Below are 25,898 nucleotides of genomic sequence, written 5' to 3' on the forward strand. Positions count from 1 at the left end.
ATATTAACTCGCTAACACAGGTAATAATTAACTTATTGCTTTTATGATGAATTCTTATTAAGAGGCTAAATACATTCAAACGATGACTTTCAACTGATTTATACAAAACAGTTAATAAGACTAAAAACACAATTATAAAAATAGTGGCAAAGCATCAAAATGAGGTCATTAAATAACTGTTTTTTGATTGAATAACAAACAAATAATGGTCTATGCTTTTATTTGACCCTATTTTGCAAGGAGCAAATTTTGAAATTACCCACTCCCTTACGAACTGCGATTTTATTGGCTGTTTCAGCGGTTTCATTGGTAGGTTGCCAGCTTACCTCAAGCGAACTTCCCGCAATCAGTGATTCAGGAACAAAAAACTCAGGTCACGTTGTCTGGCACGATTTAATCACCCCCAATTTGGCTCAATCTCAAGCATTTTACGCCAGCGTGTTTGGTTGGCAGTTTAAAGAAGTTAACGACAACTATACACTAGCATCACTAGAGGGTAAGTTAATTGCAGGCATTGCTGAGCTCGATAATAAGCAAAATGCCAGCCATTGGCTGAGCCTTATCAGTAGCAAAGATATAGCTGCTGTCAGTGAAAAAACTATCAAAGCCGGAGGTAAAGTCTTAGTAAGCAGTACCGAAATTAAAGGCCGTGGCACTATTGCTGTATTAGAAGACCCACAAGGGGCTGTATTTTCGCTGATCAATACAGTTAATGGTGACCCAGAAACTCAGCAAACTGATAACGGCTGGATTTGGCAAGAAGTATGGAGTGATAACCCAGATCAAAGCAAAGCCTTTTATCAATCACTTGACAGTTATTCAGCACAAAGTAAACCACTTAACAATGGCAATTACAGTTACTTAGCTTTAAATGGCACACCTGCTATTGGCTTTGTAAAAAAACCAGATGCCGAGATTGGTAACACATGGGTAAATTACATCAAAGTAGCTGATGTTGATGCGACCCTATTAAAAGTAACCGCCGCAGGCGGCATAGTTCTGATGGCACCAAATGACAAAGTCCGTAATGGCAGCGTCGCAATTATTCGTGATCCAGCGGGTGCTGGTATTGTAATTCAGGAGCAAATGTAATGAATAAAAAAATGATTCGCTTAGCTGCTCTTGCGGCTGCACTGTTAGCTTTAAACGCCTGCACCCCCTATGCAAGCCTAGATATTAATGCGCCGTTTAAAGTAGGCCCTGTATATGTTAATCCGAGCATTGGTATTGGCGGTACACTTTAATAAATTATAGGGCTCTGCGTTTTAAACAAAGCGCCCTATTCATTAATGTTTTACTTTTAAGCGCTGAACCTGTGTAAGCACATCTTCAGCCTTAGCGCCTAAGTAAACGTAAATAGCAAGAGCAATCAAAAGTCCAACTACAGCAAACATCATCAAAACAGCGGGTATAACATACTCTGTTTGCCCTAGTGCTGCTTTAAACATGGTAAGCAAAGCTTCTATTGATACCGCAATCAGTATTGTTGAGATAAAGCGTGTAATCGTGCGTCTTGTCGAGCTGTGACGAAAAATATCCTTATGCATAAGAATTTCTTCTTCCAGTATAGTTTTCCCTAAATCGAAAATAGCCAAAGCTAAAGTAACAAAGATAATAATAGTAAATGGCTTAAGAGGATCTGACTGCATATCTTCATTCAAGACTAAATCCACCATACCAGCAAACACCTTATATAACAGATAAATTACCAAGCAAAACAAACAGCCAACAATCAGACCATAACCAACCCTGAAGTAAGGTGTCATTCTTGCTCGCTTAATATCTCCCATAATAAATTCGATTAACTCAGTTAAGCACACATCAATTACCAAAAATTGCTGCTTACCTTTTTCGGAAGGAATCATTTTAATAACTGAAATACATAAATGCTTTGTTGCTGTCGAAATATACGGCGAAGTAAAATGGGGATCAGGCGAAGCTGAAGCAAGTAAGAAATAAGGCCGAGCACTTAAGTCCTGACCAGCCCCTACATGCGCGAGTTTTTTCTTATATTGACGTTTAAAACAAACATTATAACCCTGCTGAATACCTTGCTCATTCAAGCAATATTGTAATTCTAGAAATGGATATTGATTGACTAGCTGCTGATATTCTTGCTTGTTAGTTAAAGATGCCTGAACGCTTGCCAGTATTGAGAGCAGTAAATTATGAATAAGCACTTGTTGCTCTTCATAGCGTTCTATAGCACTTAAATAACTCATTCTTGCCATTTTGCTTCCTTAGAGTAATAGACACACTAAGCTAAGCAAGGAAGGCTCCAAATTTGTAACGCCTTGATAATCAGTTGATTGGAGGATTTGAAGATTTAAAAACAATGATCAAGGCACTATAAAAGTGCAGAGTATAATTAAAAAGCACTAAAACGAAAAAAGCCGTAACTTATTAAGTTACGGCTTTTTAATTTTGGTGCGGATGGGGGGACTTGAACCCCCACGGCCGAAGCCACCACCCCCTCAAGATGGCGTGTCTACCAATTCCACCACATCCGCATACAATTCTGTATGTTGTTAAGCTTGTTGTTTACTTGAGGAATGAAAACTACTTAACAATAATTAGTAAAAACTAATTAGTTAGGTACGTCAGACGCTTTTTCTTCTGTCACAGGCACATCAGTTTGTGCTGGTGTTACAGTTTCAACAGCTGGCGCAGCCTCTAGGTTTTCCCACTCATCAGTCTTTTTAATTTGACCTGCAGTAAGGTTGCCCAGAACAATACTTAGTACGAAGAAGATCGTCGCTAAGATTGTTGTTGTTTTAGTCATGAAGTTACCAGCACCTGATGAGCCAAACACAGTTGCAGAAGCACCTGCACCAAATGATGAACCCATATCAGCGCCTTTACCTTGTTGGATTAAAACCATACCAACTAATGCTAAAGCAACGATTAAATAAACTACTAATAAAATTTCGTACATCTTATACGGTCCCTTTTGCACTTTCACAGATAGCAGTAAACGAATCTGCTTTAAGACTCGCGCCGCCAATAAGGCCACCGTCTATATCTGGTTGTGCAAATAATAATTCGCTATTTTTTTCATTCACGCTACCACCATATAAGATGGTTAGTTGCTGTGCTATTTCGCTATCCGAAGAAGCAATTTTCTCACGAATAAACTTATGTACAGCTTGCGCTTGCTCAGGAGAGGCAGTCTTACCTGTGCCAATGGCCCAAACGGGCTCGTATGCTACCACAGAATTCTTCAGTGCTGCTACACCTAATTTGCTAATTACAGCATCAATTTGTGCTGCAACCACTAATTCAGTTTCATTTGCTTCACGTTGCTGTTCACTTTCACCAACACACAGAATAGGTGTTAAGCCAACTTGCTGCGCTCGTGCAAACTTATCTGCAACAACGTCATCTGACTCACCGTATATGCTACGACGTTCAGAGTGACCAACAAGTGTAAAAGTTGCGCCTAAGTCTTTTACTAACTGGGCATCTACTTCACCAGTAAACGCACCAGCATGATTTTCAGAGACTGTTTGCGAACCAAAAGTTACGTTTTGTTGCTGCAAAGAACTCAACAATGGGAATGGTGGAAACACCACTATATCCAGTTCATCCGATTGAACATTTTTGATAGCAGTTGATAACTGTTCAACAAGCTCTAAAGAGCCGTTCATTTTCCAATTACCTGCGACCATCGGCTTACGTGTTGCCATTATTCCACTCCACATTAGAAAGCGGGCAAGATACTAACTCGACTTGCCCAAAGTTACAAGAGGTTATTGTTATGCCTCGGTTTGTTTGCTCACAGTTTCGACAACTTCGGCAATTTTGCGTGCGCTATCAAGAACAACCTTTTCCTGTTCAGCTTCAACCATTACTCGTACAACTGGCTCAGTCCCTGATTTACGCAGTAATACACGACCTGTATCACCTAACTGTTCTTCAACCAGTGCCACCATATCAACGACAGCTTGATCTTGCGTTGGATCAGTGCCTTGTGGGTAACGCACATTGATCATTTTCATTGGGTACTTTGTAAAACCAGCCCCTAAGTCTTGCAATGTTTTATTCTGAGCAACCATCGCAGCCAACACTTGTAAGCTTGAAATAATGCCATCACCCGTGCTAATTAAATCAAGGTTTAATACGTGACCTGAGCTTTCACCACCGATTTTCCAACCATTTTCTTGCAATAACTCCATTACATAACGGTCACCTACTTTACTGCGAGCAAAACCAATGCCACGTGCTTTTAAGGCATTTTCAAGACCCATGTTTGACATAACAGTACCAACAACACCACCACCTAACATATCGTCGTTGGCTGCTTGACAAGCAATGATATAAACAATGTCATCACCATCAAAAATTCGCCCATTATGGTCAACCATCATTACACGGTCACCGTCACCATCGTAAGCAATACCTACATCAGCATTGTGCTCAAGAACTTTACGTTTTAGGGTTTCAACGTGAGTTGCACCACATTCAAGGTTAATATTGACACCATTTGGCTCACAAGCATGACAGATAACCTCAGCACCTAACTCACGCATTACTGAAGGAGCAATGTGATAGGTAGCACCATTTGCGCAATCAAGAACGATTTTTAAACCTTCAAGTGATAAGCCTTGCGGGAATTGGCTTTTACAAAACTCAATGTAACGGCCATCTGCCGTTTCTAAACGACGTGCTTTACCAAGTTTATCAGAGGCAACACAGGTCATTGGTTCGTCCATCATAGCTTCAATTTCAAGCTCAACTTCATCTGGTAGTTTTAAACCTCTGCTTGAAAAGAACTTAATACCATTATCGTGGTAAGGGTTATGAGATGCACTAATTACAATCCCCGCTTCAGCGCGGAAAGTTTGTGTAAGATACGCCACCGCGGGAGTCGGCATAGGGCCCAATAATACAACATCGATGCCAGCAGCTATTAAACCAGCTTCAAGTGATGTTTCGAGCATATAGCCAGAAATACGGGTATCTTTACCAATAATAACCTTTTTCGTCCCTATTTTTGATAATACGCGACCTGCTGCCCAGCCTAACTTCAATGCAAATTCAGGAGTGATTGGAAACTCACCAACCATACCGCGAACACCATCCGTGCCAAAATACTTTCTTGTTTTACTCATTTGTAATTCCTTTCGTGCATGCTTGCCAAACGCTAAGCACATCAACTGTTTCTTGTACGTCATGAACGCGGATAATTTTCGCACCATTTTGTGCTGCAATCAGCGCACCAGCTAAGCTTCCCGCTAAGCGTTCATGTGTTTCTCTATTTAATAAATTACCGATCATCGATTTACGAGATAACCCCGCGAGAACCGGTAACTTGAATTGATTAAATACATCAAACTTATTTAAGATTTCGTAATTATGAGCCAGTGTTTTACCAAAACCAAAACCTGGGTCTAAAATAATACGCTGTTGCTGAATACCCGCTTGCTCACATTTGGCTAAACGCTCTGCAAAGAACTCATTAATATCAGTAAACAAATCATCATAGTGTGGGTTACTTTGCATAGTGCGAGGCTGACCTTGCATGTGCATTAAGCAAATTGCCACCTCAGGGTATTGAGCTAAGACCTCAATAGCCCCAGGTTCTTGCAATGCTCTAACATCATTAATGATGTCAGCACCAGCAATAATCGCTTGGCGCATGACTTCACTTTTACTGGTATCAATGGAAATGATGCAGTCGCTAGTTTTTCTAAGTGCTTTGACTAAAGGTATAACTCGCTCAAGCTCATCTTCAAGAGATACATCTGGAGCCCCTGGACGTGTTGACTCGCCGCCTATATCTATTATTTTTGCACCTTGGTTTAATAATATTTGAGCTTGCTTGACAGCGCTGTCTAGTTGGCAGTAGCTGCCACCATCAGAAAATGAATCAGGAGTGACATTTAAAATCCCCATCACGACAGGGGAATCGAGGTGTAAAATACGACCTCGGGGTAATTTAAGAGCGGTCATTTTTACCTTCAAATCTTCCATGCATTTGCTCTACTAACAAAGAGCCAATTTAATGCTAAAAAAAAACCCCGGCATCCGGGGTTTTTGCTGTGTATATTTTAACGATTATTCAGCTTTGTCATCAAGGCTTGTTTCATCCTTTTTTACTGAATCATCCTCTTTTGTCTCATTGGCTACAGGCTCTGCTTTTGCTGTAGGCTTTTTATCATCTGAACGACGGTCATGAACATCACGCGGCTCTCGTACAGGCTGACGTGCCATTAAGTCATCAATTTGACCGGCATCAATCGTTTCGTACTTCATTAATGCATCTTTCATTGCATGTAAGATATCAATGTTATCTTTAAGGATTTGCTCTGCACGTTGATAGTTACGATCTGAGAATAAACGAACTTCTGTGTCGATCACTTTTGCTGTTTCATCAGACATGCTCATAGAACGGCTACCGCCGCCACCCATGTACATTTCGTTTTGATCTTCAGCATAAAGTAACGGACCAAGTTTCTCACTTAGACCCCATTGGGTAACCATTTTACGAGCAATATCTGTTGCACGTTCAATATCGTTACTTGCACCGGTTGTAACTTTGTCTTCACCATAAATTAGCGCTTCGGCGATACGACCACCATAAAGGCTAGAAATCATTGACTCTAATAGCTCTTTTGAGTGGCTCACACGATCTTGCTCTGGCAAGTACATAGTGACACCTAGCGCACGTCCACGAGGAATGATAGACACTTTATAAACCGGATCGTGTTCAGGTACCATGCGACCAACAATCGCGTGACCCGCTTCATGGTAAGCAGTCATTTCTTTTTCTTGCTCACTCATCACCATGGTCTTGCGCTCTGCACCCATCATGATTTTATCTTTTGCGGCATCAAATTCAGCCATGCTTACTACGCGCTTGTTCCCACGAGCTGCATATAATGCTGCTTCGTTAACTAAGTTTGCAAGGTCTGCACCAGAAAAACCTGGCGTACCACGTGCAATAACAGCGGCTTCTACGTTGTCACCTAAAGGCACTTTACGCATATGAACTTTAAGGATTTGTTCACGGCCACGAATGTCAGGAAGACCAACAACAACTTGGCGGTCAAAACGGCCAGGACGTAATAACGCAGGGTCTAATACATCTGGGCGGTTAGTTGCAGCAATAACGATAATACCTTCGTTACCTTCAAAGCCGTCCATTTCAACCAGCATTTGGTTAAGTGTTTGCTCACGCTCATCGTGACCACCACCCATGCCAGCACCACGTTTACGGCCTACTGCATCGATTTCATCAATGAAGATGATACAAGGTGCTGCTTTTTTCGCTTGTTCGAACATATCACGTACACGTGATGCACCAACACCAACAAACATTTCTACGAAATCAGAACCTGAAATTGTGAAAAACGGCACTTTAGCTTCACCAGCTACTGCTTTAGCAAGTAACGTTTTACCAGTACCTGGAGGACCAACCATCAACACGCCTTTCGGGATGCTGCCACCAAGCTTTTGGAATTTTGATGGGTCACGCAAGAAGTCAACTAACTCAGTTACATCTTCTTTCGCTTCGTCACAACCCGCTACGTCAGCAAAAGTCGTTTTAACTTGGTCTTCGCTCATCAGGCGCGCTTTGCTCTTACCAAAAGACATCGCACCTTTACCGCCACCGCCTTGCATTTGACGCATGAAGAAAATCCATACACCAATAAGCAGTAACATTGGGAACCAAGAGATTAAAATGCTGGCGAGGAATGACTGCTCTTCAGGCTTAACGCCTTTAACATTAACATTGCTTTTTAAAAGATCATTCAAGATGTCTTTATCATACATAGGCATGATGGTTTGAAAGCGTTCACCGTTTGTTTTGGTACCTGTAATAGTACCCGTTGTGCTTTCAATTGAGACTTCTTGGATAGCGCCACTACGAGCGTCGCTAACAAATTGAGTGTAACTTGTTTGGCGATCAGCCTGATCACCACCATTAAAGCTCTGAAACACTGACATTAGCACTACTGCAATGACCAGCCAGAGTATTAGATTTTTCGCCATATCGCTCAAGGAGTTAACCTCTTGTATCCAATTAATTTAAATTCAACTTAACGCAGCACAACTGTACTACAGTTTGTAGCCTGTCGCCACTATATAAACTTCCCGAGAACGGGCGCGTGATGCATCAGGCTTTCTAATTTTCACCGCTTTAAAGCTATTACGTACTTCCTGCAAGTATTGATCAAATCCTTCACCTTGGAAGACTTTGACACAAAATGCGCCATTTTTCTTTAAAACTTGGTGGCACATATCTAATGCCAACTCAACTAAGTACATACTACCAGCTTGGTCAACAGATGTATTGCCGCTCATATTTGGCGCCATATCAGAAAAAACAACATCCACGTTTTTTCCATCAATGCGTGTCAATAGAGCATCAAGCACCGCTTCTTCACGAAAGTCACCTTGTAAAAAGTCAACACCTGCCAGCGAGTCCATAGGTAAAATATCACAAGCAATAACTTGGCCTTTGTCACCTACCTTTTCCGCTAAATATTGCGACCAACTACCTGGTGCAGCACCTAAATCAACCACAGCCATCGATGGTTTAATTAATTTATCTTTGTTCTGAATTTCGTCTAATTTGAAAACCGCACGAGAACGCCAGCCTTTCTTTTGCGCTTCGTGAACATAAGGATCGTCGAAATGTTCCTTCAGCCAACGCTTAGAACTGGCTGAATGTTTTTTATTTGCCATAAATTAATACGTAACTAATTAGTAATATTCTCTAGATGGCGTTAGAATACCCTTAATTCAAGCCATATTCAGCAAAATTTGTAACATGATGAAATTATCGAACAAACAAAAGCAGTTTTTAAAAGGCCAAGCGCACAGTTTAAAACCTGTTGTATTACTTGGTGCAAACGGGTTAACCGAAGGCGTTTTAGTTGAAATTGAAAGCGCTCTAGATATTCATGAGCTAATCAAAGTTAAAGTTCCTACTGACGAACGTGAAACTAAGACATTGATTTTTGATGCTATTGTTCGCGAGACAGGCGCAACAAAACTACAAACAATTGGCCACACAATTGTGTTGTATCGCCAAAGCGAAGAGAAAAAGATTCAATTACCACGCGGTTAATCTAACCCGAGGAAATCTTGAATCAAGGAAAAGCCAGCAAAAATGCTGGCTTTTTTGTAGGCAAAAAAATTTTTGCATTAATTTGTAACTAAACTTTTTTACCTAGGTTATTTTTGCTCACGAGTGTATTTCAGTACCCGATTGATAAACTCAGTGGTTAACTCATTAATTAACCCAGTTTCAGCATTGAGAACTAAGCTAAACCCTATGTTCAGATGTGGAAACACAACAATATCGCTGCGATAACCTTGCACCCAGCCACTATGGTAATACAGCAGTTCATCATCATAGTTATATACACGCCAACCCAACCCATAATAAGCATCTTTGACATGACTACGCCAAACTCTACGACGAGTTTCCTTTTTAGTATGTGTATAAGGGCGTGTTTGCTTAATAAGTGCTTCTAGAGGTAACACGTCAGGATACTGCCCTAACTGCGCATTCAACCAAATAGCCATATCATTTGCGCTGGCATTGACACCTGCAGCGGCAGGTACCTTATAATAGTTTTTCTTTAATCGTGAAGTATACCAACGCTTTCTTCCACGAACATGAGGGTGAGCATAATTATCATCTCTTACCATCCCCTCAAAACCAACACTGGCATCCACCATTTTCAAGGGAGCAAATATATACTCTGAAATCCAGTGCGAGTAATCCATCTGTGTTGATTGATAAATTACAGAATCAATCAAGCTAAACATCACATTTTGATAACCGTAGCACTCGCTTGGTTTACAGATAGGTTCAACAGTCAATAACCGCTCAACAATGTCTGGGTAGCTCATACGCGACTCAATAAGGTTATCGTATGCATTAGGTACTAAGCCACTTGAGTGACTAAGGATGTGATAGATTTTTAAGTCATCTTTATAAGCTGTATTAGAAAAAGCAGGAATAAACTTACTTATTGGGTCGTCAATATTAAACTCACCTTGTGCTGCAAGTTTTGCGGTCAACGAGCCGGCAAAAGTTTTTGATACTGACGCTAATCGAAAACGTGTGTGTTTATCAACTTTGCGACCTTTTTCTATTTTTGTTCGCCCAATACCACGAATAAAATCTTCATTACCAATATTTACAATCGCCAATGAACCCCCTGGGATCCCTTTGCTTTTTAGTTTTCGGGTTAGGTGTTTATTATAGTCAGCAACGAAACTTTGCCACTGTTTGTCACTCGAAGTAGCTTCACCACTCACCACAAGCAGTAATAAAGAAAAAAGAAAAAGAATTAAAGATGAGCTGTACTTCATTATTTATTTTTTTAAGTCTGTTTGGGAAGTTTCTCATAACATAATATCATGAACTTTTGCCTCGACTAACGTACAATACGCTTAATCTTAACTTTTTATGGGTAGACTATTTTTCATGCGCTTACTTGTGGTTTTGTTTTTTACTTTAATTTCAGTTGGTTGTGCTCTAAAACCTGAACCAGCTCCGTTACTTTCAATGCCTAAGAAACCAAGCTTACAAAGCCAACGCTTTCAAGTTGAGTACCAAACAGAGCATGCTGCGCCTAAAGTAAAGTCAGTACAATTACCTGCACATGTGGTTAGTACACATCAAACTGTTGTCATTGTTGCTGATAAAACCAGTGTAACAGATACGCTTTACGCGCAGCTGGCCGAAGCACTCACAGCAAAGCAATTAAAGGTTGTAGAAGAAGGTACACAAGCAGACTATACCCTTTCAATTCACCAGCTTGATCTTGAATTGATTGAAGACACAGAATACCAATTGGTAAAACCTGAAAAGCCATTGCCTTTATTTGATGAAGTAGCAAAACAGTTCCCGGTTCAAAAGTGTGCAACTATTTTAGGCCAAGTGAGTATGCGTCTGACTCATAAAAAAACCGGTGATGTTGTTTGGTTCGCAAAATCATCGATTGATAGTGCAAGTTTTCATCGTGAGCCACTTATCTATAGTTTTGAACAGCAACAGTTAATAAAGAATGAACTTGAAGTAGCGAGTTTTGTGCACGAGCAAAACTCAGAACAAGCTCGGATGGAGCGTATTAATAAAGAAGTCACTATTCCTGCTTATCAGACCTTCACACAAGTGAACGCGTTTAAAAAAGAGCAAGGCCCGTGTAACCGTACAGAAATTAGTGCTCTAACACCTATGATGCAGTACTACTTGAGCAGTATTTTAATCGATAAAATTAAAGTTCAGTAAAACTCATTAGCTGTTTGCCTACCCATAGGCAAACAGCGCCCTCCTTGAATTTGCAACACTTTCTTACACTTCCAATTCCTACTAATACATTTTTTTACAGATTACAGGAACTCCTTAACAATATACTATAAGCTATTACCCTTTCTAACAGACAAGGAAGCAACGTTGCGAGCTCATAGTGCCCTATTATTGATATGTTTAACCCTGCTTAGTACCACAAGCCGAGCTAGTAATCGCTATTATGCAGATAATACTTTAGAACCAAGCCAAGGTTTTGCATGGGACTGGGGCATAGGTCTAGGTTACTACATTGAAGATTCTTACCTTGTTGGCATGGATTCATACAATGATGGTATAGAGCCAGATGTTCACCTCGCCGTTTCTTACGACCGTTTTTATCTTGATTACGATCAGAGCCAACTCAGTGGTGGTTTAACACTCGGTTACAGTGTTATCGATAAATTTGAATGGGGCTTAGATATTGTTGGCACGAACATTCAATCTGGATTTGATGAAACAGGCTTAAATATTTATGGTAACGAAGTAATTAAAGAGCTTGAAGGGATCAGAACACGCGACTACGACTTTGATGTAGGTCTTCGCCTATCACGTCGCTTTGAAAACTCGCAAATTTCATTTGAATACCTGCATGATATTTCAGGTGCGCATAATGGTTGGGTAATGAATTCATTTTTTAGTCAAATTATCCCTTGGCGAAATTGGGAATTTCGCTCAGGCGTTGGCTTGAGTGCCTATTCAAATGACTTTACAGATTATTACTTTGGCATTTCAGACGCAGAAGCATTGGATACACGCCCAGCATATAACCCAGATACCTCTTACAGCCTTATTTTTGAATTTCACGCAGAATACCCCATCAATAGGCACTGGGTATTTTTAACTGGCTGGCTATCAACTTGGTTTTCAAATGATATCCACCAAAGCCCTATTATCTCTCAAGAATATCAGCATAAAGCCAAGGTAGGCGTGCGTTATGTTTTCTAAGTATTACTTGTGCTTTATCTTCTTGGTGTCAGGGCCCTTATTCGCCAAGCAGCAGTTAGAAGCTGATCAGACAACCGAAAGTGCACTAGTTGCACTACCAGATACCTGTGTAGCGCTGCGTGAAGGCAGAAATTGTTATGCCGAAGTTGATATTACATGGCACCAGCAGCAAGTTGGTAATTACTGCTTACGTAACGCACAAAGCAAGCACATAATGCAATGCTGGTTAATGCAACAAAAGGGCTTATTTAGATACCAATTTGATTCAGCAGAAACCATAGGTTTTGAACTTATAAGTAGTGATAACGGTAAGGTTGTTGCAAGCACTGAAATACAATTACAGTGGGTCTATCAAAATCGTCAGAAGAAACGTCGTTGGCGACTGTTCTAAGCAGGAGTAAAAAATGGAACATTACGGAACTATCTTATTAGTAGAAGATGATATCTCGCTCGCCAACTGGGTTGCGGAATACTTAATTGAGCAAGGCTATCAAACGACTATATGCCAACGCGGTGACCTAGTAGTTGAGCAAGTACGTAAAACAAATCCAGACTTAGTGTTGTTAGATATTATGCTACCAGGTCAAGATGGTATTAGTGTGTGTCGCGATTTAAGGCATTTTTATCAAGCTCCGATTATTATGCTAACTGCACGTGATGATGAAATGGATGAAGTTATAGGCCTCGAAGTGGGTGCCAGCGACTATATGATGAAACCAGTTCGCCCTCGCGCTTTATTAGCACGTATTAAAGCTGCACTTCGTTCTAAAACCGACACGCATGAAGCTGCAAACTCTGAACTTATAAGTGTTGGTAAATTATCAATTAACACTGAATCACGCACGGTTTACTTGGCTAACGACGAGGTACATATTTCAAGCGCTGAATATTTACTGCTAAACTATTTAGCAAGCAATGCAGGTCAGGTGGTATCTCGTGATGCGGTGTTTAAGGCAACGAAAGGCCGAGAGTATGATGGCTTGGACAGAAGTGTAGATGTACTCATTTCCTCATTAAGAAAAAAATTTAATGATGACCCACAGCACCCTGAAAAAATTAAAACCATTTGGGGCAAAGGCTATTTACTTGTTGCCACTGCTTGGCAATAACGACTAGCGCCTGTGAAAAAGTTTTATATTTCGCTACTTGGTAGCGCTTTGCTTTCAATCATTGTTTTGGGCTGGCTAATTGATGCTTTTAGCCAACAAACCCAGGCACCTCAGGATGTGTTTTCTAGCGAAACGAAAATGATCAAAGGTTTTGCAAAGCAACTGGCTAAACTTGACGCGAAGCAACGAGAGCACGCTATTGCAGAGTTTAATCAAGACTTTTCTGTACAACTTGAGTATCGACCAACCCAATCCCTTGCGCTGCCTTACTCATTATTAGCTCAAATAACTCAGCCAAGTGGTCTCATTCTAGAAGATCAGCAAGGCTATTATTTGCTTTACAGTGAAGCAGCCCTTGATACTCATCATATAAAAATGCGACTAGACAAAGACTTAACTCATGAACAAGGTAACGATGTATTACTTACCTTGTTATTCTACACTGGGTTATGTGTATTTATGGGCTTCATTATTGCACCACTTGCAAAGCGTTTAAGCGTATTAAACGAGGCGGCACAACGCTTTGCAAAAGGTGATTTAAAAAGTCGCATTCAATTATCACACTTTACTTATATCAAAGATGTTGAACTGACATTTAACCGCATGGCAAACCAAATAGAAAAACTCCTTGATGAGAATAAGTTAATGGCATCGAGCTTATCTCATGATATTCGCACACCTATAGCTTGTTTACGATTTGGTTTAGAAGCGGCACAAGACTGTCCAAGTGAAGAAAAGCGCCTTGAATATCTTGCACGCATGGAAAACGACTTAGATCAAATGGAGTCTATGTTAAAAAGTTATCTGGCATTTGCAACACTTGAGCAAAAATCTAATCAGCTAACGTTTAACCACTCTGATCTGCAAACTTATATTCTAACTTTAATTCATCAAATAGAACCTAAGCTTGAGCAACGCGGTTTACGAATCAGTCACCGAGTTAAAGTTGGTGATATTTGTGCTGATTTACACTGGTTAGCACGCGCCATTGTTAATCTATTAAGTAATGCCTGTGACTTTGCAGAGTCTGAAATTTCAATCAGTGCAACCAGTACTAATGAGTGCATCACTATAAGTATTGAAGATGACGGCCCTGGTGTGAGCGAACAAAATTGGCAAAAAGTATTTAGCCCATTCTTTCAAGAACAAACGCACCGTAATCGCGATGGAGAAAGCTACGGGCTAGGTCTTGCTATCGTGGCTAAAGTCGCTGATTGGCACCACGGCACGGTCGAAGTATCAAAAAGTAAGCAGCTAGGTGGCGCCTGTTTTAGCATAACAATCCAAAATAAAAGCCAATAAACATGTTTCATTTGTGTTAATTGTTTCGTATTGTAATGCGCAATTGCACGAATTCTACGCTGACAACTCGCACACAACGAAGAACAACGAAAATGCGGATGATTAACCCTTTTTATTTAGTGTTAATTCGAGTAGATTGTCAGCGCCGTCACAAATAGAGAAGTAACAATAATATGAGCGCATCACGTGGGGAGTTCAGCTCCCGCTTTGGATTTATTATGGCTGCAGCAGGCTCTGCTGTTGGCTTAGGAAATATTTGGGGTTTCCCAACACAAACTGCAAGTAATGGCGGTGCCGCGTTTTTAGTGGCTTATTTAGTGTTAGCATTTTGTCTTGCTTATCCTGCTTTAATGGCTGAGTTAGTAATTGGTCGTCATGGTCAAGCTAATGCCGTCACTTCACTTCGAAAAGTAACGAATCAAGCATGGCAAAAGAAGTTCGCCTTCGTGGTGGGTTTTGGCGGTATTATTTGTGCGGGTCTCATCTTAAGCTTCTATGCGATTGTGGCTGGCTGGATGCTGAGTGCAACCCTCGAACCCGTTGCGCAGTTAGCAAGTCAAGAGCAAGCTAGCACTTGGCTAAGTGAGCAATCACTATCAAGAAATCTTATATTTACTGCTGCATTCATAATTCTAACCGTTGCTATTATTTCAAAAGGTGTAGAAAACGGCATTGAAAAATGGTCAAAACGTTTAATGCCAGCCCTGCTAGGCATCTTATTCATGCTGATCATTTATGTAATGACTCAAGATGGCGCAATGGCAGGCCTAAAAGCCTACTTAGTGCCTGATTTTTCATCAATTTTAAACCCTGAACTATTAGTTAATGCATTAGGGCAAGCATTTTTCTCACTGTCGCTTGGTACCAGCGTAATGATTATCTACGGCTCATACATAAGCAAAAAAGAGAATTTAGTATCGCTAGGTGCGTATGTTACTTTAATCGATGTGTTCATTGCCTTTGTAGCTGGTTTATTGATTATTCCAGCTATGTATGTTGCACAAGCGCAAGGCGTACAAATTTTTTCTGCTGAAGGTGCCCTACTTTCTGAAGATACCTTGGTATTCCAAGTGCTACCAGCATTATTCACTAGCATGGGTGATGTAGGTATTTTTGTTGGCTTTGCTTTTTTTGCTTTAATGAGTATTGCCGCATTAACGTCATCAATCTCGATGCTAGAAGCACCTGTTTCTTATGCAGTTGAGCGCTTTGCTTTGAAACGTGTTCAAGCTACTTGGATCATCGGTGGTATCATTGCACTCGTTAGTTTCACAATCGTATTTAACCTAAGCACGTTATTTGGTTTTGTAATTACTTTAACCACTAAGATTGGGCAGCCTATTCTAGGCTTAATGTGTTGTATTTTTGTCGGTTGGATTTGGCATCGTGCGTCTTTACTAAAAGAAATTCAACAAGGATGCCCAGAAGCTGCAAACAGCTTCTTCTGGAAAGTATGGCCATGGTACATTAAGTTCATTTGTCCACTTGCCATTGCATTGGTATTTGCTAACTCATTATTAAATTAACAAATTACGGAGGTAGCCATTTGGCTACCTCAAACACATATCCTGGTGTGGAATGCCATCTTCTAAATAATCATCCCCCACATTTACAAAGTCAAATTGCTGATAAAACCCGGTTAAATAGCACTGAGCACCAATCATGATCGCTTTATCTGGCCAATGTTTTTTACAAGTATCTATCGCGGTTTGCACAAGTTTAGTTGCCAACCCATCACCACGAAATTGCTCTGCAACCAGCACTCGACCAAATGCGCTAAATTGCTCATTCTTTTTATAGCAACGTGCATAGGCAGCTACCTGCTGAGCTTTAAACAAAAATATATGCTGAGTAAGCTCATTGTTATCAACTTCGTCAATTTCTGGGTAAGGACAGGTTTGCTCTACAACAAATACATCAACCCGCGCCCGTAAAATGGCGAATAACTCATCTTTACTGAGTTCGCTATAACTTTTAATAGAAAACATAACGCTCCTTTATGAAGACAAAAAACCCAGCCGTAGCTGGGTTTTAACTAACTAGCCAATAGTTAGTCTTTAAGCAAATAATCGTTCTAGCTGATCACATAGCTGTGACAGATTTACATGATCATGTTCAATGGTTAAATCTACATAACCATCCCCTCTGAAGGCGCGATCAAGTTCGATTAATACATGTGTTTTATGCGCTTCAGGCACAAACGACAACTCAACCTCTTGTAAACCAAAGAGGCTACGGCTATTTGGGCGATATTCTAATTCTTGATAACAACCAGAGTGTGATTGAAAAGTGGGAGCCCTTAAGAAGCCTTTTTCTACATCCGCTTTTACTAGACTGAAGCCCAGTCGATCCATCGCTTCCATAAACGTGCTTACAGCGTCATTAGGATAAATATGCAATGCATCACGGTCTGTTGGATCAAGCGCTAAATCAATGTCTAAGCCAGTTTCAAGCCAAACATGCGATTGGTTATAACCAGCATTAATTTCGGTGATCGGTGTCTCAGAATGAAGGCGAGCTTCAAATGGAATATGTTTTTCAACACCCGCTGCAATTGTGCCTATATCTGTAATACGCCATTTTTCAATAACATGGTTTGTGAAATACTCACCATCTTCGCCATCGACTTTTACACGTGTCATAAGTGCTAGGTCTAAACCCGATATTTCTTGGTCCACATCGCCACCTTTGATGACAATAACGGCATTAAACTTTTGACCCGGTTGTAAATGCTCTGTCTCGAGTACAGTGTCAACTTTTGCTGCACCAATACCTACTGATGCAAGGATTTTCTTAAACATCTATTCTCCTTAAGCCAGCTTCTAACCTATGGCTTAAATTCCTTTGTTAATGCATCTTAACCACAATTAAAAGCTAATGTCAGCGAAAAAATGATGCTTTTGCCGGATTAATCAATAAATCATGTATAAGTGCTTATTTTTTGAACTCCTATTACTCGTTGTTGTTTTCCAACTACGAATATTTCGCTACACTTCAAACAAATGAAGTTAAAAGAACAATTATGGAACTAATCTACTTTGCTACCGCGTTCGTTTGTGGCTTTGCTGTTTACCAGTTAAAGCTGCCTCCTCTTATCGGCTTTTTATTAGCGGGTTTTGCACTCAACCTATATGGATATAAGACAACCGAGCTGCTAAATACCTTGGCAAGTCTTGGTGTTACTTTGTTATTGTTTAGCATTGGTCTTAAACTCAAAGTATCTAACCTAATGAAGCCACAAGTATGGGCGCCAGCCTCAATGCATATTGTTTTGAGTAGCACGCTGTTTAGTGGTTTTATGTTGTTATTAGGTGCCTTAGCACTACCTTTATTTAATGAGCTGACTTGGCAAAGTGCATTATTAGTCGGCTTTGCCTTTAGCTTCTCAAGCACCGTATTTGCAGTAAAAGTACTTGAAGAGCGCGGTGAAATGGCAAGCCTTCATGGTAAAATTGCTATTGGTATCTTAGTTATGCAAGATATCTTTGCGGTTATCTTCTTAGCCATCAGTACAGGTAAAGCCCCAAATATTTGGGCACTGGCATTATTAGTCGGCTTACCAGTTTTAAGACCTGTGATGTTTTGGGTATTAAACCGCTCAAAGCACGGTGAATTATTGCCGCTGTTTGGTTTTTTCTTTGCACTTATTATTGGCTATCAGGCTTTTGAATTCGCGGGCCTTAAGGGTGATTTAGGCGCTTTGATCATTGGTATGATGTTCGCTTCACATAAAAAAGCTGGTGAGTTATCAAAGTCGTTACTTAATTTAAAAGACGTATTATTAGTCGGCTTTTTCTTAAATATTGGCTTGAATGCAGAACTGACAACTCATGCAGTGATCGTTGCAATCATCATTATATTAGTCTTACCATTAAAAGTTGCTCTTTATTATGTGCTAACAAACACATTCAAATTACGTGCTCGTACTTCTTTGTTAAGTGCCTTCAGCTTAGCTAATTATAGTGAGTTTGGCTTAATTGTGTGTGCTGTTGCCGCCACCAGTAATATGATCACCTCTGAGTGGTTGGCAGTGATGGCTATTGCTGTGTCGATCACCTTTATTTTAGCTTCGCCATTAAATAAGCGCTCAAATGAAGTTTATGTGAAAATTGAACATTGGCTGCTTAAATTTGAAAGTGATAGTCGTCTTGCTGAAGAGCTGCCCGTAAACCTTAATGATACAAAAATTGTTATATTTGGCATGGGTCGCATTGGTACAGGTGCTTATGAAACAATCAGCCAAACCCATCCAAATCTTGTCGCAGGTATTGATATAAAGCCTGATGTTGTTGATAAACACATCAAACGCGGTCGCCGTGTATTGCTTGCAGACGCCACTGACCCTGATTTCTGGCAGCGTGTAAATCACTCACATGTAGGGATGGTGATGCTTGCGATGCCGAAGCATATGCAAAATATTTTTGCTTTAGAGCAACTTCGTGCTTCTGGCTATGAAGGTCAGGTTACTGCTATCGCAAACTACCCAGATCAGCAAAAAGAACTAGAAGATATGGGGGTTGACTCGACATATAACTTCTATTTAGAAGCTGGTAGTGGCTTCGCTGAGCATGTAAAACAAAAACTTTTCTCTTAATGTAAAAAAAAATTATCAGTACCTCCAGATGGTACTGATAATTATTTTCACTGTATTCAGTTAGTTGGCTAACTAGTTTTCTTTCCTCAACAACCCCGTCCCCACATTGGGTTAAGCCTATTTACAAAGCTTTACATCCAGATTAGCAATCAGGCTAAAAAAAAGAGTAGAATTAATTCTAAGGTGCTTAGCTAAGTATCTATTTTTAACACAAAAAAGTTTAGCCATGTTGTGATTTCGTTATCTCAAATACAGCGCGGTTAGATTGATTGAGGTTGTTTAAATGAAAAATAAGTTTACCAACGAGTTTTTAGCAAATACGGATGATGCACGTGGTGGGAAACTTTCAGATATTCAGCAGCAACTTGATGAGTTACAAAATAACGGCATGACTGCTTTGGATATTAGAACCGTGCTATTCAACAAGATGCTCGATGTATATCAAGTACCTAGTGATCATTTTCTTCGTGACTGTGAAACACCTGAACGAATCGACGACCCAGCTATTGCCCTCAAGCTAAATAAGCTTGGCTTTACGAAAAAGCGTCGTAACCAACTACACTAATACGCCGTAATTAATTTAGTGGCTGTTATTCTGAGGGCCTACATCCCTCACTAAATAGGCTGTTTCTTGCCCGTCACAGCCTATTTTCTCTCCCCTTTTTACCGTATCATCTAGCTTTAATATTTCTTTGAGATAAAGATGGATACAGCTCAACTCAAACGCGCCATAAATACTAAGATGCCATTTGGAAAGTATGCTGGTCGCCCTTTATTATTGCTGCCAGAGCCTTATTTGGTGTGGTTTAAACAACAAGGATTTCCTGATTCCCAGTTAGGTGCACAACTAGCGATGATGTATGAAGTGAAGCTCAATGGCCTAGAAAAAATGCTAATGCCATTATTAGATGAAAAATAATTAACCTTTTTTCGAACTTTTATAATTAAGTGCGGTCTATTACTTTGCTACTTGTTTATTTTTGGTTTTAATCTTTAAAAAGCGCCTTAGGCGCTTTTTTTATGCCTGCAAAAATACCTTTAATCTAAGGCTTAATTAGTCTTGAACAAGCGAATGACAAATTTTGCTCCACCTAATGGTGAATCACACACTTCAGACTGCCCTTGATGCCAACTGACAATTTTAGCGACAATTGCAAGACCTAACCCAAAGCCACCTGTTTTCTTATCACGGCTTTTATCTAAACGAGTAAATGGCTTAAAAATACTTTGCCACTCAGATTTAGCGATCCCTGGACCATCGTCTTCAACACTAATTTGTATCGAATCACCTAACTCTTCAAGGCTCACATGAATTTTGTGGTTTGCGTATTTTTGTGCATTGCCTAATAGGTTTTGAATACAACGCGCCATAAAATGCTCGTCACACTCGTAGTAAAGCTGCTTAGGTGCACTCACTGCTACCTCAATGTCAGTAGCAAATTCGAGCTTATTCACCACACTGTTGATAAGCGCAGTAAGGTCACAAGAACGTGGTTTTAAACTCGGTTGATGTGAATCAAGCCGCGCATATTCCAGCATTTCGGAAACTAATGCCTCAAGCTCTGCAATATCAGCCTGCATGTTATCAATGTAAGTATAAGATTTTTCATTCTCAACTTGCTCTTCAAGCATAGCAATTGCAAACTTTAAACGAGCAAGTGGCGTTCTAAACTCATGAGAAACAGAAGAAGTAAGCTCTTGCTGTGCTGCTAGAAGGTATTGGATACGCTCTTGCATCGCATTGAGTGTATCTGTGATTGGCAGGAAAAAGGATTTGGAAGCGTCTTGTAGTTCGAAGTCTTGCGCTCCTCCTACAGCTTCACAGGCAAGTGTGAGTTTATTAAAATCTCGCCATAGTAATAAGCTCCATAGCCCAATAGGCAAACCAATTACTGTTAATAATAAAAAGTAAGGCCAAACTGAGCTAAAATTTGGGTTTTCAACAGAAAGTGGACCTACTTGCAAAAGCTGTGTGTCGTTGATAGCAATATACCAAACCACCTTTTGCTCTTTATTAAACAAATACAGATGATGATCATTTTTGAGCTGTGATTTTAAATCATCTGGTAAAGCAAGGTCTGAGAGATTAATCAATTCGCTTTCATACTCTCGTTCTAGCGAAGCTAAACCATTATCCGTTTGGCTTAATAGCCATAGAGATTTACCAAATTCTTGGTCGAGGGCTATTTGTTGTTGAGTTTCTTCGTAGGGCCATAACTGTTCTATGACCCCACTAACAAGAAACAGAGAAACTATTATATAAAGATATAAGCTTGCAAATAGTTTCCCCATTAATGTTTACATATCCCATGCATCAGATACAAAGAGGTAACCTTGTCCCCAAACTGTTTTAATTCGGTATGGTTTATCACTGTTATCACCTAGCTTCTTGCGGATACGTGATACGCGTACATCAACTGTACGGTCTAAGCCATCATACTGACGGCCAATCATATGCTGGTGCACATGTTCACGGCTTAACACTTCACCTGCATTTGATGCGAGTAACCAAAGTAGCTCAAATTCATGGGAAGTCAGTGTAATTTCACTGCCTTTTAGTGTAACGATGCGGCTAGTTTTATCAATAGTTAAATCACCAAAACTAAGCTCTTCAGGTGCTTTGTTAGTAGCTTGTCCACGACGTAATAACGCATTAATACGCGCTAATAATACACGAGGCTCAGCAGGCTTGATTACATAATCATCTGCGCCGAGCTCCAAACCAATCACTTGGTCAAAGTCTTCACCTTTTGCTGTTAACATTAAAATAGGTAAGCTGAATTTATCACGAACCTGACGACACACACTAAAGCCGTCTTTACCTGGTAACATGACATCTAAAATCATTAGATCAACAGGGTTGTTTTCAAGGTATTCAAATACTTCATCGCCGCGTTCAAGGACCGCAACATCCAACCCATTATGCTGAAGGTAATCACGTGTTAACTGCTGTAAGCCGAGATCATCTTCAACAAGTAAAATCTTTGCCATTGGTTGCTCCTAAATTAAAAAAAGCTCCACGGTGAGCGTAACCTACGCCTCGTTGTTTTTGCTTCGGTGCTTTGCACTTCGACTTTTGCTGTCGCAATTTTACTCCCCGTGTGCGGATTGACTAAGGAGTATATTGTTTCAATCTGAACCCGCGCTTTATGGCTGAAAACCCCTGAACTAGTGTCGTTCCAGCATTGAATTTTCTGATTATTTTGGTACAAACACAAATCTTGAGGCTGTTGACTTTGCCAACTCATTTTTAACTCAAGATCACAAAATTCGTGCTGTTGTAATACAACGCACACTTTTGGTGTGATATCAAACTGAGTCGCTTGTGCATAGCTTGGGGAAGCCCAAATAACAGCAACAAACACACACAGACTAAAAGCAAAATACTTCATATTAAAAAATATGATTGAATCCTATAAATGCAGTCATCGAGTACGTGTGTTCAAAAAGCGGACTGTCATCCACGGCTGAGTAGTCATAATATGCTAAATGAAAACGAAGAGAGTTAGCCTCACTCAGGGGCCAACGGGCGTCGATTTTAGCATAAGGTTGCCAGCTACTGCCAACATCAATTTCCCCATATGAGGACTCTTCTGCCGATAAACCATAAAAATAATCATTTAGTCTGGCTGATTTGTACCAGATCCCTAGGCTAGGTGCGACCGATAAGTTTCCTATACGGTGATGTGATTGCCATTGTAAAGTACTACGCAAACCGTTATAAACTCCGGAAACATCGGTCAACGCTTGTACAGAGATAACATGATTATTTCGAATATAGTGATAACTTAAGCCAGCATCTAAAGCCCAGCGTCTTTTTTTAATATCGCTTGTAGATACAGACTTTTCTGCCAGTTCATTACTGGTGGTCGATTCAACAATAAAACTATTTGATGTTTGCAGTGCAAATATATTACTTGGATGGAAATCTATAAAGAAACGCGTCTCAGGGTTGAACTCAGTAACAAAGTTAACGACGTGACTATCACTCTCTTGTAATGAATAACCTAAACGGCCATTATCAAAGAACCATTTTTCACCATAAAAAGCGATTTCAGGCAGCACGAGCAAAGGTAAGTTATCACCTCCATGAAGTGGATTCGTGATCACCCCCGCACCTGTATTAATACTTAGATGCCATTGCTGGGTATCAATCTGTTGATTTGCCACACGGCTTTCACGTTCAGTGCGCGTTGAGTCATCAGCGCTTGCTTGACTCACTAGCATGCCAAATATGGCATAAACCAGTGCGCACATCCTGATCGTTTGAGATTTCATTGTTATTTTACGACCAAAGAAATTTATGCAATAAAAGCATAATATCAAGATGTGAACAAACTGTCGTTGCAAGGTTACAACTATTCACAAATTTGATACATATATCGATTAAGTTTGTTACTCTTCGACGATTTCTATGCGATTGCGACCATGCTCTTTTGCTAAATAAAGCGCTTTATCAGCTTTAGCAATCAGTTGTTCCGGTTTACTATTTTTAGCTTTAATAGCAATACCAAAGCTTGCTGTCACTTGGCTTAACACCTTGTCAGATTTAGGATTTTTAATTTGTAGTTTAGTAACAGCCTGACGTAGTTGCTGGGTAAAGTTAGTCATATCACTAATGCTGGCAAACTGAGCCGTGAAACAAAACTCTTCGCCACCATAACGATAAGCTTGGCCAACACTTGAAACATGCTTAAGTAGTTTTGCTGAAACAGCTCGTAAAACTTGATCTCCTTTTTGGTGACCAAAGGTGTCGTTAAACTGTTTAAAGTGATCGATATCGACCATTGTAAGCACGGCGACTTCAGCTAAATTATTAGTTTGGCAAAATCGCGTTATATCTTCATCAAACTTACCACGATTATAAAGCCCAGTCAGAGGGTCTTTTTCAGCTTTATTTCTTGACCTAACAAGCTCTTGCTTTAGCTCTGTAATTTCGGAGTACGCCATAGCGAGTTGGTTTTGAAAATCTTGCGCACGGCTTTGCAAAGCTGCCGACTCATCACTTAAACGCTCTACACAATCAAGTACATCATCAAAGCCACTTTCTTGGCTTATATCAGCACTCGTTAGTGTTTCACGACACTCTTGCAGCGCCTGATTAAATTCAGTTGAGTAACTTAGTGCTTCGTTAATATCTTGATGTACCTTGCCAACAACATCGTTAAAGCCGCTAGAGAGCTGATAAAATAGTGCCAAGTCATCCCGAGATAAGTACTTATCGAAAAGCCGCTTTGCCTGCTCATGACTACAAGTATTGTGTTGTTTAATAATACTATCGAGCTCTTTACTTAACTTTTGGTTTTTATCACTCACATAGCAATACCAAAGCGCATAATTAAGCGGCGTAATTGGCATCTTGTATTTTACCATTAGAGGAATTGCGAGCTTCAGACAATGGCTCGAGTAGCTTAAAGAGTGGTCGGCTTGCGCTGAGAGTATCATGAGTCTAGGCCATGAAAATTTTTATTATTTCAATTAAGTTAACAACACCCAAAGAAAAATCAATGAAAAAGGATTTTGACAGACTAAAACCAGTAAAAACCACGAAAAAACTTTACAAAAACCAATACTAAATAACTAATTAAAGTGTGCGGTTGTATCTATGTAAAAGTTTAAATTAAAGTCAAAGCCACTAGTTATTAAGTTAAATTGCTTGCTGGGTAAGCGATTGAGCAATACTCCAAATCGCGTTGAGTGCAGGATCATGACGCTCTTTATTTAGTACGGCTAGACCAATTTCGAAACCTGCAATAGTTTGTTCTGCATCACTAACAATTTGCACTTTATCTTTGAGCGGGCTGTTATCCAGTACTATTTTTGGCACCATAGCAATACCTAAACCTAGACTCACCATAGAGACCATAGCTTCATGACCTGCAACCTGCGCATATATACGGCCATGAATATTCTTTTTACGCCACCACTGCTCAAGACGCTGCCTTGATAAACCTTGCTCAGCAACAATAAATTCTAAATCTGACCAATCAATTTGCTCATTTGCTGACAGTTTTTCGCTGATCGGGCACACGATTTTTGGCGCAATCAATACTAGTGGCGAATAACCAACACTAGTAAAGGCAATTTGACCCGGTAGTTTTGTTGGTTTAGCAGCAATTGCCATATCTTCATGACCATCTAAAACACGATTTATTGCTAATGCAGGGTCACCAGTATTCAAAGTAATTTCAATATATGGGTGCTGCATACGCAGTTGTTCAAGTATTTGATGTAAAAAACTATATGAGGCAGTTACAGAGCAATAAATACTGACATTGCCATAAACATGCTGTTGCGGCTCTTGTACATTAGCTTTAAAACGATGCCAGTTAGCAAGCGTCGCATTAGCGTACTCAATAAATGACTCACCCTCGCGGGTTAATTTTACGGTGCGATTATCCCGATTAAATAACACCACCCCAACCTCTTCTTCGAGTTGCTTGATGTTCCGACTCAAGGTTGGCGCACTGATATGGCAAAGCTCACTGGCTCTTGCAAAGTGTAGCGTCTTTGCTAACGCCAAAAAGTAATTAAGATGTTTATGATCCATACCACCACCATTTCATTTTATGAAATACTTTAATTCAAATATATCATTTTACGCAAGGTAAAAAATTGCATAGTGTTAAGACAT

Annotated in this window: 28 protein-coding genes and 1 tRNA gene; 12 read left to right on the top strand and 17 right to left on the bottom strand. The window is 40.1% G+C overall.

Translation table 11 applies throughout. The annotated features are described in order from the left end of the window. The first annotated feature begins 249 nt into the window (after positions 1–249). Both L1D46_RS04635 and L1D46_RS04640 read left to right on the top strand, forming a co-directional pair. On the top strand, positions 250–1,092 hold the full coding sequence (locus tag L1D46_RS04635; RefSeq protein WP_130051095.1) for a VOC family protein: 843 nt from the start codon (positions 250–252) through the stop codon (positions 1,090–1,092). After that, positions 1,092–1,244: a hypothetical protein gene (locus tag L1D46_RS04640; protein WP_167658344.1), complete on the top strand. Its 153-nt coding sequence runs from the start codon at positions 1,092–1,094 to the stop codon at positions 1,242–1,244. The genes L1D46_RS04635 and L1D46_RS04640 overlap by 1 nt, the downstream gene beginning before the upstream one ends. 42 nt (positions 1,245–1,286) lie before the next feature. On the opposite strand, the gene L1D46_RS04645 is transcribed toward L1D46_RS04640, so the two are convergent. The 8 genes from L1D46_RS04645 to rlmE form a co-directional block, all read right to left on the bottom strand. Continuing rightward, positions 1,287–2,231 carry a general glycosylation pathway protein gene (locus tag L1D46_RS04645; RefSeq protein ID WP_239976927.1) on the bottom strand — a complete coding sequence of 315 codons (945 nt, stop codon included), beginning with the start codon at positions 2,229–2,231 and terminating at the stop codon, positions 1,287–1,289. Between the two features lie 194 nt (positions 2,232–2,425). Next, a tRNA-Leu gene (locus L1D46_RS04650) sits at positions 2,426–2,510 on the bottom strand. Between the two features lie 77 nt (positions 2,511–2,587). After that, positions 2,588–2,935, bottom strand: a complete 348-nt coding sequence (secG, locus tag L1D46_RS04655; RefSeq protein ID WP_130051093.1) for a preprotein translocase subunit SecG — start codon at positions 2,933–2,935, stop codon at positions 2,588–2,590. A 1-nt stretch (position 2,936) separates the two neighbouring features. Further along, on the bottom strand, positions 2,937–3,686 hold the full coding sequence (gene tpiA, locus L1D46_RS04660) for a triose-phosphate isomerase (RefSeq protein ID WP_130051092.1): 750 nt from the start codon (positions 3,684–3,686) through the stop codon (positions 2,937–2,939). A 69-nt stretch (positions 3,687–3,755) separates the two neighbouring features. Then, on the bottom strand, positions 3,756–5,111 hold the full coding sequence (gene glmM / locus L1D46_RS04665) for a phosphoglucosamine mutase (RefSeq protein ID WP_130051091.1): 1,356 nt from the start codon (positions 5,109–5,111) through the stop codon (positions 3,756–3,758). Continuing rightward, complete coding sequence (gene folP, locus L1D46_RS04670) at positions 5,104–5,952, bottom strand: dihydropteroate synthase (RefSeq protein ID WP_167658387.1); 849 nt, start codon at positions 5,950–5,952, stop codon at positions 5,104–5,106. Before folP ends, glmM begins: the two co-directional genes overlap by 8 nt. 105 nt (positions 5,953–6,057) lie before the next feature. After that, positions 6,058–7,995 (bottom strand): ATP-dependent zinc metalloprotease FtsH, encoded by a 1,938-nt coding sequence (ftsH, locus tag L1D46_RS04675; RefSeq protein ID WP_130051090.1) that lies wholly within the window; start codon positions 7,993–7,995, stop codon positions 6,058–6,060. Between the two features lie 66 nt (positions 7,996–8,061). Next, positions 8,062–8,691: a 23S rRNA (uridine(2552)-2'-O)-methyltransferase RlmE gene (rlmE, locus tag L1D46_RS04680; RefSeq protein WP_130051089.1), complete on the bottom strand. Its 630-nt coding sequence runs from the start codon at positions 8,689–8,691 to the stop codon at positions 8,062–8,064. 88 nt (positions 8,692–8,779) lie between these two features. On the opposite strand from rlmE, the gene yhbY reads away from it, so the two are divergent. After that, positions 8,780–9,076, top strand: a complete 297-nt coding sequence (yhbY, locus tag L1D46_RS04685; protein ID WP_130052264.1) for a ribosome assembly RNA-binding protein YhbY — start codon at positions 8,780–8,782, stop codon at positions 9,074–9,076. Positions 9,077–9,183: 107 nt separating this feature from the next. Here the strand turns inward: yhbY and L1D46_RS04690 are convergent, their stop codons facing one another. Then, positions 9,184–10,332 (bottom strand): serine hydrolase domain-containing protein, encoded by a 1,149-nt coding sequence (locus L1D46_RS04690; protein WP_130051088.1) that lies wholly within the window; start codon positions 10,330–10,332, stop codon positions 9,184–9,186. 115 nt (positions 10,333–10,447) lie between these two features. Here L1D46_RS04690 and L1D46_RS04695 point away from each other — a divergent pair, with 115 nt between their 5' ends. The 6 genes from L1D46_RS04695 (at position 10,448) to L1D46_RS04720 (ending at position 16,196) form a co-directional block, all read left to right on the top strand. Next, positions 10,448–11,254: a hypothetical protein gene (locus L1D46_RS04695; RefSeq protein WP_239976928.1), complete on the top strand. Its 807-nt coding sequence runs from the start codon at positions 10,448–10,450 to the stop codon at positions 11,252–11,254. Positions 11,255–11,419: 165 nt separating this feature from the next. Beyond that, a complete protein-coding gene (locus L1D46_RS04700) occupies positions 11,420–12,259 on the top strand; it encodes a MipA/OmpV family protein (protein ID WP_239976930.1) in 840 nt (279 codons plus the stop codon). Then, a complete protein-coding gene (locus tag L1D46_RS04705; protein ID WP_167658349.1) occupies positions 12,249–12,650 on the top strand; it encodes a DUF3019 domain-containing protein in 402 nt (133 codons plus the stop codon). The genes L1D46_RS04700 and L1D46_RS04705 overlap by 11 nt, the downstream gene beginning before the upstream one ends. Positions 12,651–12,663: 13 nt before the next feature. Next, on the top strand, positions 12,664–13,368 hold the full coding sequence (locus tag L1D46_RS04710) for a response regulator transcription factor (RefSeq protein ID WP_130051084.1): 705 nt from the start codon (positions 12,664–12,666) through the stop codon (positions 13,366–13,368). A 12-nt stretch (positions 13,369–13,380) separates the two neighbouring features. Then, entirely contained in the window at positions 13,381–14,670 is a 1,290-nt protein-coding gene (locus L1D46_RS04715; protein ID WP_130051083.1) for an ATP-binding protein, read from the top strand. Positions 14,671–14,843: 173 nt separating this feature from the next. After that, on the top strand, positions 14,844–16,196 hold the full coding sequence (locus L1D46_RS04720; protein WP_239976932.1) for a sodium-dependent transporter: 1,353 nt from the start codon (positions 14,844–14,846) through the stop codon (positions 16,194–16,196). A 24-nt stretch (positions 16,197–16,220) separates the two neighbouring features. Here the strand turns inward: L1D46_RS04720 and L1D46_RS04725 are convergent, their stop codons facing one another. Together L1D46_RS04725 and L1D46_RS04730 are read right to left on the bottom strand one after the other, a co-directional pair. Continuing rightward, positions 16,221–16,658: a GNAT family N-acetyltransferase gene (locus L1D46_RS04725; protein WP_130051081.1), complete on the bottom strand. Its 438-nt coding sequence runs from the start codon at positions 16,656–16,658 to the stop codon at positions 16,221–16,223. A gap of 69 nt (positions 16,659–16,727) precedes the next feature. Next, entirely contained in the window at positions 16,728–17,471 is a 744-nt protein-coding gene (locus L1D46_RS04730) for a sporulation protein (RefSeq protein WP_130051080.1), read from the bottom strand. A 221-nt stretch (positions 17,472–17,692) separates the two neighbouring features. On the opposite strand from L1D46_RS04730, the gene L1D46_RS04735 reads away from it, so the two are divergent. The 3 genes from L1D46_RS04735 (at position 17,693) to L1D46_RS04745 (ending at position 20,183) form a co-directional block, all read left to right on the top strand. Further along, the gene (locus tag L1D46_RS04735; protein ID WP_167658352.1) at positions 17,693–19,264 is read left to right on the top strand and encodes a cation:proton antiporter family protein; all 1,572 of its coding nucleotides are present in this window, start codon (positions 17,693–17,695) and stop codon (positions 19,262–19,264) included. A 283-nt stretch (positions 19,265–19,547) separates the two neighbouring features. Beyond that, positions 19,548–19,829 (top strand): hypothetical protein, encoded by a 282-nt coding sequence (locus L1D46_RS04740; protein ID WP_130051078.1) that lies wholly within the window; start codon positions 19,548–19,550, stop codon positions 19,827–19,829. Between the two features lie 138 nt (positions 19,830–19,967). Next, positions 19,968–20,183 carry a DUF3820 family protein gene (locus L1D46_RS04745; protein WP_062564309.1) on the top strand — a complete coding sequence of 72 codons (216 nt, stop codon included), beginning with the start codon at positions 19,968–19,970 and terminating at the stop codon, positions 20,181–20,183. A gap of 131 nt (positions 20,184–20,314) precedes the next feature. Here the strand turns inward: L1D46_RS04745 and L1D46_RS04750 are convergent, their stop codons facing one another. The 6 genes from L1D46_RS04750 to ilvY all read right to left on the bottom strand — a co-directional run bounded on the left by L1D46_RS04750 (position 20,315) and on the right by ilvY (position 25,814). Beyond that, on the bottom strand, positions 20,315–21,556 hold the full coding sequence (locus L1D46_RS04750; RefSeq protein WP_167658353.1) for an ATP-binding protein: 1,242 nt from the start codon (positions 21,554–21,556) through the stop codon (positions 20,315–20,317). Positions 21,557–21,562: 6 nt separating this feature from the next. Then, positions 21,563–22,255 carry a response regulator gene (locus tag L1D46_RS04755; RefSeq protein WP_054562019.1) on the bottom strand — a complete coding sequence of 231 codons (693 nt, stop codon included), beginning with the start codon at positions 22,253–22,255 and terminating at the stop codon, positions 21,563–21,565. 14 nt (positions 22,256–22,269) lie between these two features. Further along, positions 22,270–22,656 carry a DUF3019 domain-containing protein gene (locus L1D46_RS04760; RefSeq protein WP_130051075.1) on the bottom strand — a complete coding sequence of 129 codons (387 nt, stop codon included), beginning with the start codon at positions 22,654–22,656 and terminating at the stop codon, positions 22,270–22,272. A 1-nt stretch (position 22,657) separates the two neighbouring features. Then, positions 22,658–23,491, bottom strand: a complete 834-nt coding sequence (locus L1D46_RS04765; RefSeq protein ID WP_239976947.1) for a MipA/OmpV family protein — start codon at positions 23,489–23,491, stop codon at positions 22,658–22,660. Positions 23,492–23,659: 168 nt separating this feature from the next. Next, positions 23,660–24,637: a GGDEF domain-containing protein gene (locus L1D46_RS04770; RefSeq protein WP_239976934.1), complete on the bottom strand. Its 978-nt coding sequence runs from the start codon at positions 24,635–24,637 to the stop codon at positions 23,660–23,662. Between the two features lie 274 nt (positions 24,638–24,911). Continuing rightward, entirely contained in the window at positions 24,912–25,814 is a 903-nt protein-coding gene (gene ilvY, locus L1D46_RS04775) for an HTH-type transcriptional activator IlvY (RefSeq protein ID WP_130051073.1), read from the bottom strand. Positions 25,815–25,898: the final 84 nt, after the last annotated feature.

It is taken from the genome of Pseudoalteromonas sp. Isolate3 (genome assembly GCF_022398505.1).
In the GTDB taxonomy this organism is placed as follows: Bacteria; Pseudomonadota; Gammaproteobacteria; order Enterobacterales; family Alteromonadaceae; genus Pseudoalteromonas; species Pseudoalteromonas apostichopi.

What these genes read in the sequence shown, in the direction of transcription:
- L1D46_RS04645 (WP_239976927.1), bottom strand. Translation starts at nt 2,231, where the DNA reads ATGGCAAGAATGAGTTATTTAAGTGCTATAGAACGCTATGAAGAGCAA.
- L1D46_RS04730 (WP_130051080.1), bottom strand. Translation starts at nt 17,471, where the DNA reads ATGTTTAAGAAAATCCTTGCATCAGTAGGTATTGGTGCAGCAAAAGTT.
- L1D46_RS04710 (WP_130051084.1), top strand. Translation starts at nt 12,664, where the DNA reads ATGGAACATTACGGAACTATCTTATTAGTAGAAGATGATATCTCGCTC.
- glmM (WP_130051091.1), bottom strand. Translation starts at nt 5,111, where the DNA reads ATGAGTAAAACAAGAAAGTATTTTGGCACGGATGGTGTTCGCGGTATG.
- ftsH (WP_130051090.1), bottom strand. Translation starts at nt 7,995, where the DNA reads ATGGCGAAAAATCTAATACTCTGGCTGGTCATTGCAGTAGTGCTAATG.
- yhbY (WP_130052264.1), top strand. Translation starts at nt 8,780, where the DNA reads ATGAAATTATCGAACAAACAAAAGCAGTTTTTAAAAGGCCAAGCGCAC.
- L1D46_RS04765 (WP_239976947.1), bottom strand. Translation starts at nt 23,491, where the DNA reads ATGCTAGTGAGTCAAGCAAGCGCTGATGACTCAACGCGCACTGAACGT.
- L1D46_RS04720 (WP_239976932.1), top strand. Translation starts at nt 14,844, where the DNA reads ATGAGCGCATCACGTGGGGAGTTCAGCTCCCGCTTTGGATTTATTATG.
- rlmE (WP_130051089.1), bottom strand. Translation starts at nt 8,691, where the DNA reads ATGGCAAATAAAAAACATTCAGCCAGTTCTAAGCGTTGGCTGAAGGAA.
- L1D46_RS04695 (WP_239976928.1), top strand. Translation starts at nt 10,448, where the DNA reads ATGCGCTTACTTGTGGTTTTGTTTTTTACTTTAATTTCAGTTGGTTGT.
- folP (WP_167658387.1), bottom strand. Translation starts at nt 5,952, where the DNA reads ATGACCGCTCTTAAATTACCCCGAGGTCGTATTTTACACCTCGATTCC.
- L1D46_RS04690 (WP_130051088.1), bottom strand. Translation starts at nt 10,332, where the DNA reads ATGAAGTACAGCTCATCTTTAATTCTTTTTCTTTTTTCTTTATTACTG.
- L1D46_RS04640 (WP_167658344.1), top strand. Translation starts at nt 1,092, where the DNA reads ATGAATAAAAAAATGATTCGCTTAGCTGCTCTTGCGGCTGCACTGTTA.
- L1D46_RS04735 (WP_167658352.1), top strand. Translation starts at nt 17,693, where the DNA reads ATGGAACTAATCTACTTTGCTACCGCGTTCGTTTGTGGCTTTGCTGTT.
- L1D46_RS04755 (WP_054562019.1), bottom strand. Translation starts at nt 22,255, where the DNA reads ATGGCAAAGATTTTACTTGTTGAAGATGATCTCGGCTTACAGCAGTTA.
- L1D46_RS04745 (WP_062564309.1), top strand. Translation starts at nt 19,968, where the DNA reads ATGGATACAGCTCAACTCAAACGCGCCATAAATACTAAGATGCCATTT.
- tpiA (WP_130051092.1), bottom strand. Translation starts at nt 3,686, where the DNA reads ATGGCAACACGTAAGCCGATGGTCGCAGGTAATTGGAAAATGAACGGC.
- ilvY (WP_130051073.1), bottom strand. Translation starts at nt 25,814, where the DNA reads ATGGATCATAAACATCTTAATTACTTTTTGGCGTTAGCAAAGACGCTA.
- L1D46_RS04770 (WP_239976934.1), bottom strand. Translation starts at nt 24,637, where the DNA reads ATGGTAAAATACAAGATGCCAATTACGCCGCTTAATTATGCGCTTTGG.
- L1D46_RS04750 (WP_167658353.1), bottom strand. Translation starts at nt 21,556, where the DNA reads ATGGGGAAACTATTTGCAAGCTTATATCTTTATATAATAGTTTCTCTG.
- L1D46_RS04740 (WP_130051078.1), top strand. Translation starts at nt 19,548, where the DNA reads ATGAAAAATAAGTTTACCAACGAGTTTTTAGCAAATACGGATGATGCA.
- secG (WP_130051093.1), bottom strand. Translation starts at nt 2,935, where the DNA reads ATGTACGAAATTTTATTAGTAGTTTATTTAATCGTTGCTTTAGCATTA.
- L1D46_RS04705 (WP_167658349.1), top strand. Translation starts at nt 12,249, where the DNA reads ATGTTTTCTAAGTATTACTTGTGCTTTATCTTCTTGGTGTCAGGGCCC.
- L1D46_RS04725 (WP_130051081.1), bottom strand. Translation starts at nt 16,658, where the DNA reads ATGTTTTCTATTAAAAGTTATAGCGAACTCAGTAAAGATGAGTTATTC.
- L1D46_RS04760 (WP_130051075.1), bottom strand. Translation starts at nt 22,656, where the DNA reads ATGAAGTATTTTGCTTTTAGTCTGTGTGTGTTTGTTGCTGTTATTTGG.